This is a genomic window from Pseudomonas schmalbachii (genome assembly GCF_017589465.1).
GTDB classification, from domain to species: domain Bacteria; phylum Pseudomonadota; class Gammaproteobacteria; order Pseudomonadales; family Pseudomonadaceae; genus Pseudomonas; species Pseudomonas schmalbachii.
This window is the reverse complement of the sequence record NZ_JAELYA010000001.1, coordinates 33,202-46,428: the sequence shown is the minus strand read 5'-3', so window position 1 is coordinate 46,428 and position 13,227 is coordinate 33,202. Positions and strand designations below refer to the sequence as shown.

General features: G+C 61.7%; 10 protein-coding genes. 7 read left to right on the top strand and 3 right to left on the bottom strand.

The features are described from left to right. Positions 1 to 108: 108 nt before the first annotated feature. Positions 109 to 1,479, bottom strand: a complete 1,371-nt coding sequence (locus JFY56_RS00245) for a DUF1329 domain-containing protein (protein ID WP_208311485.1) — start codon at positions 1,477 to 1,479, stop codon at positions 109 to 111. A 19-nt stretch (positions 1,480 to 1,498) separates the two neighbouring features. After that, positions 1,499 to 3,391: a DUF1302 domain-containing protein gene (locus JFY56_RS00240; protein ID WP_208311484.1), complete on the bottom strand. Its 1,893-nt coding sequence runs from the start codon at positions 3,389 to 3,391 to the stop codon at positions 1,499 to 1,501. A 656-nt stretch (positions 3,392 to 4,047) separates the two neighbouring features. Between JFY56_RS00240 and JFY56_RS00235 the strand changes: the two genes are divergently transcribed. Together JFY56_RS00235 and JFY56_RS00230 are read left to right on the top strand one after the other, a co-directional pair. After that, positions 4,048 to 4,296 (top strand): hypothetical protein, encoded by a 249-nt coding sequence (locus tag JFY56_RS00235; RefSeq protein ID WP_208311483.1) that lies wholly within the window; start codon positions 4,048 to 4,050, stop codon positions 4,294 to 4,296. A 97-nt stretch (positions 4,297 to 4,393) separates the two neighbouring features. After that, positions 4,394 to 5,605, top strand: coding sequence for a lipase family protein (locus JFY56_RS00230; protein WP_208311482.1), 1,212 nt, complete (start codon positions 4,394 to 4,396; stop codon positions 5,603 to 5,605). Positions 5,606 to 5,858: 253 nt separating this feature from the next. On the opposite strand, the gene JFY56_RS00225 is transcribed toward JFY56_RS00230, so the two are convergent. Continuing rightward, positions 5,859 to 7,790, bottom strand: coding sequence for a UvrD-helicase domain-containing protein (locus JFY56_RS00225; RefSeq protein WP_208311481.1), 1,932 nt, complete (start codon positions 7,788 to 7,790; stop codon positions 5,859 to 5,861). A 260-nt stretch (positions 7,791 to 8,050) separates the two neighbouring features. On the opposite strand from JFY56_RS00225, the gene JFY56_RS00220 reads away from it, so the two are divergent. The 5 genes from JFY56_RS00220 (at position 8,051) to JFY56_RS00200 (ending at position 13,227) form a co-directional block, all read left to right on the top strand. Next, entirely contained in the window at positions 8,051 to 8,452 is a 402-nt protein-coding gene (locus JFY56_RS00220; RefSeq protein ID WP_208311480.1) for an MbcA/ParS/Xre antitoxin family protein, read from the top strand. A 5-nt stretch (positions 8,453 to 8,457) separates the two neighbouring features. Then, on the top strand, positions 8,458 to 9,135 hold the full coding sequence (locus tag JFY56_RS00215) for an RES family NAD+ phosphorylase (RefSeq protein WP_208312474.1): 678 nt from the start codon (positions 8,458 to 8,460) through the stop codon (positions 9,133 to 9,135). 166 nt (positions 9,136 to 9,301) lie between these two features. Continuing rightward, positions 9,302 to 10,756 carry a cytochrome c oxidase subunit II gene (locus tag JFY56_RS00210; protein ID WP_208311479.1) on the top strand — a complete coding sequence of 485 codons (1,455 nt, stop codon included), beginning with the start codon at positions 9,302 to 9,304 and terminating at the stop codon, positions 10,754 to 10,756. A 27-nt stretch (positions 10,757 to 10,783) separates the two neighbouring features. Next, positions 10,784 to 12,556 carry a cytochrome c oxidase subunit I gene (locus JFY56_RS00205; protein WP_208311478.1) on the top strand — a complete coding sequence of 591 codons (1,773 nt, stop codon included), beginning with the start codon at positions 10,784 to 10,786 and terminating at the stop codon, positions 12,554 to 12,556. Further along, entirely contained in the window at positions 12,553 to 13,227 is a 675-nt protein-coding gene (locus JFY56_RS00200) for a cytochrome c oxidase subunit 3 (protein ID WP_208311477.1), read from the top strand. The genes JFY56_RS00205 and JFY56_RS00200 overlap by 4 nt, the downstream gene beginning before the upstream one ends.

Below are 13,227 nucleotides of genomic sequence, written 5' to 3'. Positions count from 1 at the left end.
CAAGACAGTTACTCCTACACCAACCGGCCTGGCGTTCCGTATAAACCAAAAAAACGGGCGGCCAGTTGGCCGCCCGAAACAGGAGTTGCTCGTTGACAGCGGATGCGCTTAGCGCACGCCCGCCTGGCGCAGCGCCGCCGGGGTGTACTCGCCGGCGACAGCCTTGGCGCCGAAGACGATGCTCTGCTTCTCCTCGTTCTTCAGCCCCACCACCGCGTAGCGGCCGGAGACGAGGTCGTAGAGTGTCTCGGCGGTGTAGCCGGGCACTTTCTGGTGGTAGTACTGCTGCGCATGGCCTTCGGCCACACGCCACAGCTGGCCGCGACCGTCGTAGTGATCGACCTCGGCGAGCTGCCAGGTGTCCTCGTCGAAATACATGTGGCGCTTGGCATAGATGTGCCGCTCACCCGACTTCAGCGTGGCTTCGACTTCCCACACGCGGTGCAGCTCGTAGCGGGTCAGGTCCTGGTTGATGTGGCCGGGCTTGATGATGTCGGCGTACTTCAGCTTCGGCGAGTCCAGCTTGTAGCTGTTGTACGGGATGTACAGTTCCTTCTTGCCGACCAGCTTCCAGTCGTAGCGGTCCGGCGAGCCGTTGTACATGTCGTAGTTGTCCGCGGTCGCCTGGCCGTCGGAGGCAGTCGCCGGGCCGTCGTAGGCCACCTGCGGCGCACGGCGCACGCGGCGCTGGCCGGCGTTGTACATCCACGCCTGGCGCGGCTCGGCGACCTGGTCGATGGTCTCGTGGACCAGCAGCACGTTGCCGGCCAGGCGCGCCGGGCCGTTAACCCGCTGGATGAAGTAGAAGAGGATGTTCTTGCCCTTCTCCTTGTCCAGGTCCGGCAGGTTGGCCGGATAGGAGATCTCGTCCTCGAAACTCACCATGGAGAAGGCGCCGTTGGTCTGCGGCTGCACGCGGGTGATGTAACGGTGGATGTTACCGCCGCGGTAACGCGTGGTGTGGTTCCACACCACCTCGACGCCGGACTGCGGGATCGGGAAGGCGTAGTAGTGGCTGTCGAAGTTCTTCAGGCCGTTACCGTTGCCCACGGTCTCGGTGTGCTGGGCGCTGGTCTTGATCGCCTGGTACATGTCGTCCGGCAGCGCCGCGGTGCGGTGCGTCGGGTAGACCGGGATCTTGTAGGTGTCCGGGTAGCGCTGGAACATCGCCAACTGGCCGGCGGTCAGCTTGTCCTTGTACTGCTGGGCGTTGGCCGCGGTGATGGTGAACAGCGGCTTTTCGCTGGCGAACGGATCGGCCAGGAAGCCCTTGGAATCCACGGCACCGGCGTTGACGGGCAGGCCACCGGTCCAGGCAGGAATGGAGCCATCGGCGTTGCCGGCCTTCTCTGCGCCCATCGGGGTCAGGCTGGTGCCCAGCTTGGCGACCTGATCAGCGGGGACCGCAGCCATCACGCTGCCGGCCAGCATCGAAAGAGCCAGTGTGCTGGTTTTCAGCAAGGTTGTTGGGAATTGCATCTGCATAGTCCTCTTCTTGTCAGAAGTTCACGCCAAAACTGAGCGCTACGAAGTCTCGGTCGACCGAGGTGTTGAAATCACCACCGAAGAAATCGGTGTAGGAAACGCTGGCCGTGTATGTGTTGGCATATTCGGCATCCATTCCCAGGCTGACGGCCTTGCTGCCTTCGTTGAACAGCCCGTTGGGGCCGTATCCATCGACGTCGTGGGACCAACTGATGTTCGGCTTGAGGTTCACTCCGGCGAACACGTCGTTGTAGTCCCAGATCGCCCGCGCCCGATAACCCCAGGAAGTGCCGGTGACGAAACCGTCGTCCTTGCAGTTGCTGGTCAGGTTCTCGAAGTTGGTGTTGCCGACTGCGCCGCCCAGGGTCGACTGGTTCAGCGCGCGGCAGGTGTTCACCGGGCCGGTGGCGGGCAGCGGGCCCGGACCGTATACCGGGTCGCGGCCGTAGCGCGCCTGGCTGCTGGACTCCAGCCCGCCGACATGCACGACCCCGATTTCGCCGAGCAGGGTCACGCGCTCGGCGCCCATCACCTGGTCGAAGAAGTGCACCAGGGTGGTCTGGAACTGGGTGATCTCCTTGCGCCGGTAGCCATGCATGTCGCTGCCCGGAGCGGCATCGAGCAGCGAGGCGTTGCCGAAGGCGGCGAAGGCCGGGCTGAGCGCCCCCAGCGGGCCGACGGCGGAGAACAGTACGTCGGTGGTATTCAGCTGCACCGGCGCGTTCGGGCGGTAGCTCAGTTCGCCGCTCCAGGCGGTGCCGGTCGGCAGCGTGGTGGAGAAGCTCAGGCCATACAGCTGGATGTCTTCCGGGTACTCCATGAAGTAGCTGGAGTTGCCGGCAACCACCACCGGTGCGCCAGCGCCGGTCTGCGCCCCGACGTTGTAGACGGCCTGCGCCGGCGCCGAAACGCTGAGGAACGGCGCGCGGCTGTGGTAGTTCATGTAGTAGGCGCCGAATTCGGTATCCAGCGGTTCGAACATGTAGCGCAGCGCCATGCCCCATTGCCCGCTGTCACGCGCATCGCGGTCGCCCGCGCGGCGTACCAGCGTGCCTTCGCCGTTCTGGTCGATGTCGAGCGCAGTCCCGGGCAGCCCGTTGTTGAGCGCCTGCCCCACGGCCAGGTTGTTGGTCAGCACGCGCATGTTGTCGTTGCAACCGTCGGCGGCCACGTCCACCTGGGAGAAGAAGGTGCCGCAGTTGTCGATCACCGTCTGGTCCCACTCGATCTGGTAGAAGGCCTCGGCGGACAGGTTGTCGCCCAGGCTCTGCTGGACGAAGAACATGTTCACCGGGATGAGGCCTTCCTTGATCTCGGCGCCGGGACGGCGGAACGCGGACACGTCGATCGGGTTGATCGAGTTGATGCTGTTCAGGATGAAGGTGCTCTCGCCCCAGCTCACCACCTGCTTGCCCAGGCGCACCGAGCCGGGTTGATTGGCGATGTTGTAGTTGTGGTAGACGAAGGCATCGAGCAACTGGGCGCCGGAGGACTTCGAACCTTCCTTGCGGCCGCTGTCGTCGATGTCCTTGAACAGGCGGCTCTCGTCCTTCAGTTCGAAGTCGTACCAGTACTTGCCGCGCAGGAAGACGCCGGTGTCGCCGTACTTCAGTTCGAGGTCATGGATACCCTTGAAGATCTTCGAGAAGGTCTCGCCCTTCTTGAAGTTCAGGTGGCCATCGTCGGTGGTCTGCGACAGGCCCTTGCCGCCATTGTTGGCCCCGATCAGATCCGGCTCGGCGCCACGCACTGCCCAGCTGGCACCGACCGACAGCGACGAGTCGAACTGCCCTTCGATCTCGCCAATATTGAAATTGACGGCATGCGCAGGAGCGATGCTGCCCATGGCAACGGCCAGGGCGAGGATGTGTGGCTGGAAGGTTCCGGGCCGTTTTGTTTTTTTCATGCGGCTTCCCTGTTGGGGTTTCTGTGTTGGCGGCGAAAGCTAATCACCCCTCCCGGTCCGGGCGTAAGCGACGAAGTAGTGATTCGAAAACTCATACCTAGGTATGAGCCGCTGGTCGGACGCCATGACAGCCGGCACGAGGCGGAATAGCCGCGCGCGGATGGGCAGCGTCATCCGCGTGGCAGCGGTGATCTAGAGGGTTTGTTCGGGTATGGATTGCTGAATGCGGACAGGGCCACGGCCACTACTGGAGGACCAATGGTCAGGGGGATTGACACACCGTGCTATCGGCCTTCTGACCTGCGAAGGCCGAAATTAGAGTAGGAAAACAAATCTGCCCCTTTTCCGATCCAGAAGCCTTATGGTCACCGGAAGAGCTCATCGAGTCATGCCGCAGGTCTCAGGCTCTGCGGGGCCCCCATTCCAGCAAGCAGGCCCGTACCTATCCTGATCCCTATTGCAACGAGGCAAAACCGCGAGTTGCTTCAACATGAATGAATAGCGGCAAGTGTGACACACATCGCAAACTAAATATCTATTCAGTCGCATAACAAAAAAAACAGCTATCGAGTAGAAAGCACCATCATTAGCCGGGTGTGTGCTGATTTGATTGACCTAGGCATGTCGCACTCATATTAATCACCGGAGCACAAGTCATGGCAAAAGATTATGAAGAACTAGAAGAGCTCGATGAAATTCACAAATATCTAAATTCTGATAGCAAGCAAATTGAAAAAGCCGACCTAAAAGATCTCTGTAAGAAGTATGAGGAAAATGTAAAGCCAAGATTAGAGAAGTGGCTTCCGAAACTTGAAAAAATACCGGTTTACGGGGAAAAGATTGCAGATGTAATTAGGTTCCTCATGATGATTGCCGGAGCTGGATGCGGTTTAATCACAAAATAGAACCCACTTAATGGAGTGGCGAGAATTTTGACGTTCGCCGCCTCCATTTGTCGGGCATGTTAAAAGCGCCCATAAAAATTAAATCCCTCGATTCGCGATGGCAGCTATCATTAAATCGCTTGCCAGTAGCACTACCCCATCAAACATGAGGCTCGATGCCATGTATATCAAGTCAGTCACGCTGGTGTTTTTATGTGCTGCGCTGGCTGGTTGCAGTATCTTGCTCCAAGATGATTGCACCGTATTGGTGCGAAAACCGGATGAGACTAGATATAAGCCGTATCGAGATGTGGCGAAATTCGCTAAGAATTATTGGCAGTACACTGCCTTGGCTGCAAATTCCTATCTCCTCGACTGGCCAAATTACAAGCAAAAAATAATTATTGCCAATATTAAAACCCAGCAAAACATTGGCGCTCAGCAATCAATTTTACAAATGCAATTTGCTCAAGCTTGTAAAAATGAAACCAACGAATTGATTCCAACCCCTGGTTGGTATGCGTGGTCTGACTTCCCGCCCCCAAAATTAGCAAGGCAAGCTGAAACTCCCAGCCTATTTTTTAGTGTCTGGGAGCACCGCACCGCTCCAGGAATTGAGGGTATTTCTGAAGTTGCCATCGTATTTCGTGGCACCCAGGCGGATCAATATCAAGATTGGATATCAAACGGGAGATGGTTTATTCCAAGTTGGCTCAGGAGGGAGGATCAGTACGATATTACGCGAGACTATGTAAGCAAAGCCTTCGAGGCTGAAATTCGAAATCGTATTCAACAAGGCAAATTGCCGCCAACTGTTAGCATTGTCGCTATTGGCCATTCTCTCGGAGGAGGGCTGGCCCAACAGCTAGCCTATGCACTCCCTCAATCAAAAGTAAATCCAGTCCGAGTCCAAAAAGTCATTGCATTCAACTCTTCCCCGGTTACCGGTTACCGCAGCACTCCCAATCCTCCCCGAAAACATAATGCCGAAGGATTGGAGATAGATCGAATTTTCGAGCACGGTGAGGCCCTCGCCTACATCAGACTGCCAATTAACATAATTATACCGCCGAATAAAAGGCCATCGTTAGTCAAGGATCTACGCTTTAATTTAAACAAAAGCCCAGGCGGCGTACGCAATCATGCCAGCCGTTTTTTTGCCTGTGAACTTGCTGAATTTTCGGGAGTTACAAACGGTATCATCCATACTAAGAACTGGAGCAACCCAGAGCTAGTTGGCTGGAGCGAATCACACGATCCTCCTCGAAAGGGAGACTCCTCAGAGGTTTCGAAAGAAAGATGCCCTGTTCCGCCTGTAACTTCTAATTAGAGCCCGCTTCTCAAATAAGACGTTTCTCCATGCGAGAAACAAATAAGGGGACAGATTTATTTTTCTGAGAATTCATACCTGGCTATGAACCGCTGGTCGGACACCATGAATGCCGGCACGAGGCGGAATTAGCCGCGCGCGGATGGGCAGCGTCATCCGCGTGGCAGAGGTGATCTGGTGGGTTTGTTCGGATATGGATTGCCGGATGCGGGCAGGGCCACGGCCGGCCCTGGAGCGCGAGATGCAGGCGAACTCAGCGCCGCAGCAGAACCTGGGTCGCCCCCTGGGCCTTGCGGGTGTACCAGAGCACCCGGCTCACGCCACGGGTGATGGCTACGTAGGCCAGGCGCAGGCTCTCGTCCTGCATCGCCTGGTCGTAGCTGTTGCGGAAGAAGCCCGAATGGGCATACAGCTCGTTGCGCAGCGGGTGCTTTTCCGGGGGCAGGCAGTCATCGACGATGATCGCCACTTCCGCCTGCAGTCCCTTGGCGCGGTGGATGGTGTAGGCCTTGACCGGCAGCTTGCGGTCCAGCTGCGCCTGGATGGTCTGCAAGGCTTCGTTGCGCCGGCTCAGCACCAGCACCGCCGTGCGCTCGTTCGAGCGGCGTCCGGCGACGTGCTCGCATTGCCCGTGGATTTCCTTCAGCAGCTCCGGCAGGCGCGACTTCAGGTCGAAGCGCTGCACCACCTTCACGCCGTGGTCGCCGGGTTGCATGGTCTTGAAGGCCCTGCTGGTCTTGGTCTGCTTGAAGGCCACGCCGGCCAGCACCGCCTCGCCATCGCGAATGACCGGTTCGATGGAGCGGTAGTTGGTCTCCAGCATGAGCACGCTGCTCTTCTTCGCCCGGCCGCGGCTGGGGAAGTGCCGGTCGAAGTCCATGAACAGCTCCGGCGAGCTGCCGCGCCAGCCGTAGATCGACTGCCAGTCGTCGCCGATGGCCATCAGGCTGACCGCTTCCCCCTTGCGCGCCAGCGCCCGGTGGAGCGCCTGCAACCACTGCACGATCTGCGGCGAGATGTCCTGGAACTCGTCGATCAGCAGGTGGCTGAATGGCGCCAGGGCCTGGACGGGAACGCCCTTCCCTTCGGCTCCAAGTACATCGCTGAGCTTCTGGAAGGCACCGTTGAAGGTCATCAGGCCGTTCTCGCCGAGGCAGGCCATGAAGTGCTTCCAGAACAGCAGCAGCGCTTCGAGGAACTGCCGCTCCCGCGTGGAACACTGCAGGTCGCGGGCGCGCAGCCGGTCGAGGCGGATGCCGATGCTCTCGATGAATCCCGCCTGGGCATGGAATGCCTCGAACAGCGGCAATGGCGCGAACTCTCCCGTCAGTTTGAAGCCATCCAGCGGCGCCTTGCCGGGCTTGCTCTCCGTCGCGGGCGGTGGCAGCCCGAGCAGGCTGTGCACCCGTTCGCGGAATCCCGCGTCCTGGGTGTAGCAATCCTGATAAGCGCGTTTTAGCAGGCGCTGCTGGGCTGGCCGCAGGCGGGAGGACGTGAGCGGATTGTCCAGCTCATCGGCGGACGCGCCCTTCTCGTCGAGCTGCTCGAACCAGGCCGGATTGCCCAGCACCTCCCTGGCCAGCACGCCCATGGCCGAATGGAAGGTGCGTACGCACTGCCGGGCCTGGGCGTCATCGAAGGGGTATTGGCAGAAGCCGAGAACCTTTTTCAGTTGCTCGCGCAGCTGGGCGCAGGAGGCATTGGTGAAGGAAATGACGGTCAGGCGGCCAGGTTCGATGCCCAGGTGGCAGAGCATGAACACCACGCGCAGCACCAGGGTGGTGGACTTGCCGGAACCCGCGCCGGCGAAGATGCGGGTGAGCGGATCGCGGCAGAGGATCATCGCCCACTGCTCTTCCGAAGGCGCACTGACCACCCCCGCCGCCACGGCCCTGCCGACCTGCTCGCGCATGGCCGCGACCTGCTGCTCGCTCACGGTCATCGCTGTCGCCGGGTAGATGCCCTGCCCGGCCGGCCTTGCGCTCTTGCTCCGGGGCTTCGCCGGTTTCCTGCCGTTTTCCGCCTTGCCCCTGGTTGCACTGGAGCCCTTCTTCGTCCGCGCCTTGGGCTTTTTCTGCGTTGTGAGCGTGAGACCTTCCTCGCGCAGATAGGCGGTGGTTCGAGGGAAATAGCGTGCCAACGCTCCGGATAGCAGCGATGTGTAGTGCTTGACGGCAGACAGCATCCGGAGATTCTTCCTTAACATCTGAAGGCATGAGCTTGAATCATAAACTCTTTTCAATCGCCTCCGACATGACCAGCCATGCCCCGCCTGCCGAATGGCGTTACCGGGCTGGAAGAAAAGGCCGGTAGCCATCACTTCGCCTTGATATACGTATCCGAATCAAACTGGAAAAATTATTCGCATACGAATTATACTGCAGTCACGAGGTAGCCCGCCGCCGGCAATGCCAGACGGGGGATAGTCCGAAGAAGGAGGTTCCCATGCAAACCCACGCTGCAGTTCCCGCCGCCGATACCGGCAGCCCCGCGGCTGGCCGGGTCGCCCTGAAGTTCTTCTTCAACCTCATGGAGCGCTGGGGCTGCACGCCCGAACAGCAGCGCACCCTGCTCGGCTCCATCGGTAACACCACCTACTACAGCTATCGCAAGCTGCCCGAGGTGCGTCTGCCGCGGGATACCCTGGAGCGGATTTCCTACCTGATGGGCATCCACAAGGCGCTGCGGATCATCTTCAGCACCAACCCCGAGCGCGGCGACGAGTGGGTGCACAAGGCCAACAGCGCAGCGCCGTTCAACGGCCGCAGCGCGCTGGACTACATGCTGGCCGGCCGGGTGATCGACCTGGCCGACGTGCGCCGCTATCTGGATGGAGTGCGCGGTTGAAACAGATCGAACGGACCCTGCCGGACTGGCCCAGGGCCTACCGGATCATCAGCAGCTCCTTCCCGCCCATCTCGGTCTTCGAGGACGTGCTCGACCCGGCCGATCTCGAGCTGGCCTTCGCCATCGAAGCGATGACCAACGACCGCCTGCTCGACGAGGCCGGCGTACTGGCGCGGGTGGCGCCGGAGGATCGCGTGTCGGGGCCGGGCTCCACGCCAGTGATGGCGGCCTTCACCCATGTCGGCGCGCAAAGCCGCTTCACCGACGGCACCTATGGGGTCTACTACTGCGCCAACTCCCTCAGCACCGCCGTGGCGGAAACGGTCTACCACCGCGAGCGCTTCATGGCGGCGACCCGGGAAGACAGCCTGGAACTGACGATGCGCACCTACATCAACCAGGTGCAGCAACCGATGCATGACATCCGCGAAGGTTTCGCCGAACTCCACTCCCCCGATCCGTCCAGCTATGCCGTGACCCAGCCGTTCGCCGCGGAGATTCGCAACGCCGGCGGCTGGGGCCTGCTCTACAACAGCGTGCGCGCGCCGGGTTCCGAGTGCGTCGCCGCCTTCCGCCCGCGCGCCCTGTCGATTCCCGTGCAGGGCCCGCACCTGCGCTACTTCTGGGACGGCCGCGCCCAGCGCATCACCGAAGTCATGCAGATCAGCCACCTCGACGCCTGACCTCCGCAAGGTCCACCCGCCATTACCCGGCTGCTCGCCGGGCCTGCACTATACTGCTCACAGCCTTTGCTCCGAGTTGGTTGGCAAGTTCCCAACTTCACCGTGAGTTCGCTGTCGGGCATCGCTGTTCGTGATCGGCAGGCTGGACCAACAGGATCGAGAGAAAATGGCGATTGCAATCATCCTAATCCTGGTCATCGTCGCTTCTGTTCTGTTTCACCTTCTGGCGCCCTGGCACCCGACGCCGCCCGCGTCGAACTGGGGGTCGATCGATGCCACCCTGCTCCTCACGCTGCTGATCACCGGCGTGTTCTTCATCGCCATCACCGCGTTCATGGCCATCGCGGTGATCCGCTTCCGCCATCGCGAAGGCATCCGCGCCCACTACGAGCCGGAAAACCGCAAGCTGGAATGGTGGCTGATCGTCGTCACCTCGCTGGGCATCGTCGGCATGCTCGCGCCGGGACTGTTCGTCTACAGCGACTTCGTCCGGGTGCCGAAGGAAGCCTTCCAGCTCGAAGTGCTCGGCCAGCAATGGCAGTGGTCGTACCGTTTCGCCGGCAAGGACGGCCAGCTCGGCCGCTCGGACATCAAGTGGATCGACGGCAAGAATCCCTTCGGCCTCGACCCCGAGGACCCGGCCGGCCAGGACGACGTGCTGATCAGGAGCAACGAGCTGCGCCTGCCGCTGGACCGCCCGGTGAAGGTGCTGATGCGCTCCAAGGACGTGCTGCACAACTTCTACATCCCGCAGATGCGCGGAAAGATGGACATGGTGCCGGGCATGGTCTCGCACTTCTGGTTCACCCCGAACAAGCTGGGCGAATACGAGGTGCTGTGCGCCGAGTTCTGCGGCGTGGGCCACTACAACATGCGCGGCAAGCTGCTGGTGGAGACGCCGGAAGTCTTCGACAAATGGCTGGCCGAGCAGCCGACCTTCGCCCAGACGCTCACCGCCACCGCACCAAGCGCCGGCGGCGAACTGGCGGAGAAAGGCCGCAAGCTGGCAGAAGCCAACGGCTGCCACGCCTGCCACAGCCAGGACGGCAGCAAGGGCATCGGCCCGGGGTGGAAGGATCTGTACGGCGAGACGGTGGAACTGGCCGACGGCAGTTCGGTCAAGGCCGACGATGCCTATATCAGGGAGTCGATCCTCGATCCGAAGGCCAAGCTGGTCAAAGGCTATCCGCCGGTGATGGTGACCTATACTTTCAGCGACGACGAGGTGGCCGCGCTGATCGCCTACATCAAGTCGTTGAGCGCCGCCGGCCAGGATACGGCGGCTGCAGGTGCCGCGGCGCCTGCGAGCGGGCAGCAGCTGGCGCAGTCGCTTGGCTGTCTCGCCTGTCACAGCCTGGATGGCAGCAAAGGCATCGGCCCCACATGGCAGGGGCTGTATGGCAAGACGGTAACCCTGGCAGACGGCAGCGAAGTGAAGGCCGACGACAGCTATATCAGGGATTCCGTCCTCAGACCCAGTGCGCAGATCGTCAAGGGTTATCCCCCGGTGATGCCGGCCTTTACCCCGAACGACCAGGACCTGGAGTCGCTCGTCGCGTTCATCCGCTCGCTGGCGGAACAGGACGCCGGACAATCCAACGGAGCGAAGCCGGGCGAGTAGCCCCGACCGTTCCCGGAGGTCAAGCCCATGGCCTATGCGGAGCATGCCGAAGCGGAAGCGCTGCATGAACCCAAGAGCTTCATCACGCGCTACATCTGGAGCCAGGACCACAAGGTCATCGCCATCCAGTACTCCCTGACCGCAATCTTCGTCGGCCTGATCGCCCTGGTGCTGTCGGCGCTGATCCGCATGCAGATCGGCTTCCCCGGCAGCCTGGAGTTCATGGATGCCAGCGCCTATTACCAGGCGATGACCATGCACGGCATGATCATGGTGATCTACCTGCTGACCGCGCTGTTCCTCGGCGGTTTCGGCAACTACCTGATCCCGCTGATGGTCGGCTCGCGGGACATGGTGTTCCCCTACGTCAACATGCTCAGCTACTGGTTCTACCTGCTCTCGGTGATCGTGCTGCTCGCCAGCTTCTTCGTCCCCGGCGGGCCCAGCGGCGCAGGCTGGACGCTCTACCCGCCGCAGGCGATCACCCAGGGCACGCCGGGCGCCGAATGGGGCATCGTGCTGATGCTGATCTCCCTGGCGATCTTCATCGTCGCCGCGACCATGGGCGGCCTCAACTACGTGACCACGGTGCTGCAGGCGCGCACCTACGGCATGACCCTGTTCCGCATGCCGCTGTCGGTGTGGGGCATCTTCATGGCCTCGATCCTCGCCCTGCTGGCCTTCCCCGCCCTGTTCGTCAGCGCCATCATGCTGCTGTTCGACCGGCTGCTGGGCACCAGCTTCTTCATTCCCTCGATCGTCTCCATGGGCCAGACGCTGGACCACCAGGGCGGCAGCCCGATCCTGTTCCAGCACCTGTTCTGGTTCTTCGGCCACCCGGAGGTGTACATCGTCGCGCTGCCGGCGTTCGGCCTGGTCTCGGACCTGATCAGCACCCACGCGCGGAAGAATATCTTCGGCTACCGCATGATGGTCTGGGCGATCGTCGCCATCGGCGTGCTGAGCTTCGTGGTCTGGGCGCACCACATGTACGTCAGCGGGATGAATCCGTACTTCGGCTTCTTCTTCGCCACCACCACCCTGGTGATCGCCGTGCCGACCGCGCTGAAGGTCTACAACTGGGTGCTGACCCTGTGGCGCGGCGACATCCACCTGACGGTGCCGATGCTGTTCGCCCTCGCCTTCATCGTCACCTTCCTGGTCGGCGGGCTGACCGGGCTGTTCCTCGGCAACGTGATCGTCGATATTCCGCTGTCCGACACCTACTTCGTCGTCGCGCACTTCCACATGGTCATGGGCGTGGCGCCGATCCTCGTGGTGTTCGGCGCGATCTACCACTGGTATCCGAAGATCACCGGCCGGATGCTCAACGACACCCTCGGCAAGCTGCACTTCTGGATCACCTTCCTCGGCACCTATGCCATCTACTTCCCGATGCACTACCTGGGCCTGCTGGGCATGCCGCGCCGCTACTACCTCACGGAGTACGACTTCGTCCCGCAGTCGGCCCACGACCTGAACGTCTTCATCACCATCGCCGCGCTGCTGGTCGGTGTGTCGCAGTCGCTGTTCCTCTTCAACCTGGTCTGGAGCGCCTTCAAGGGCCGGCCCTCCGGCGGCAACCCCTGGCACGCCACCAGCCTCGAATGGCAGACACCGGACACCCCGCCGGTGCATGGCAACTGGGGCGAGAAACTGCCGGTGGTGCATCGCTGGGCCTATGACTACAGCGTGCCGGGAGTCGAGCCGGACTTCGTGCCGCAGACCGTCTCCCAGGAGGAGCTGGAGCAGATGAAGCAACGCACGGCCGCCGCGCAAACCACCGGTGACAAGCCATGAACAGCCAGTTGCTGAAGAACATCGACGACAACGACCCGAGCGGCTGGAGCGGCGAACCCGCGGCGCACATCGACCGCGAGCGCACGGCGAAAGTCGGCCTGCGGGTATTCCTCTGCGTGGTGAGCTCGCTGTTCTTCCTGTTCCTGATCGCCTTCATCGCCCGCTCGCAGATCGGCGACTGGCAGGCACTGACCGATCCCGTGGCGCCGCTGGCCAATCCCTGGCTGCTCTGGGTGAATACCGGGGTGCTGGCGGTCGCCAGCGTCGGCCTGCAGTGGGCGCGGGTCGCCGCCCGGCGAGACGACCGCCGCGGCACGCTGGCCGGGATGATCGTCGGCGGGTTGTGCGCGCTGGGCTTCCTGCTCGGCCAACTGGCGGTATGGCAGCAGTTCGTCGACAGCGGCTACCTGGTTTCCGGCAATCCGGCCAACGCCTTCTTCTACCTGCTGACCGGCCTGCACGGCGCCCACCTGCTCGGCGGCCTGGTCGCCTGGAGCCGCACCTTCGCCCGCCTGCTGAACCACATGCCGCTACCCCGGCTCAGCGGCAGCGTCGGCCTGTGCGCGACCTACTGGCACTACCTGCTGGCGCTGTGGGTCGTCCTGCTGCTCCTGCTGACCAGCTCACCGGCCACCTACCACGCCATCGCAGCCTTCTGCGGACTGAGGTGA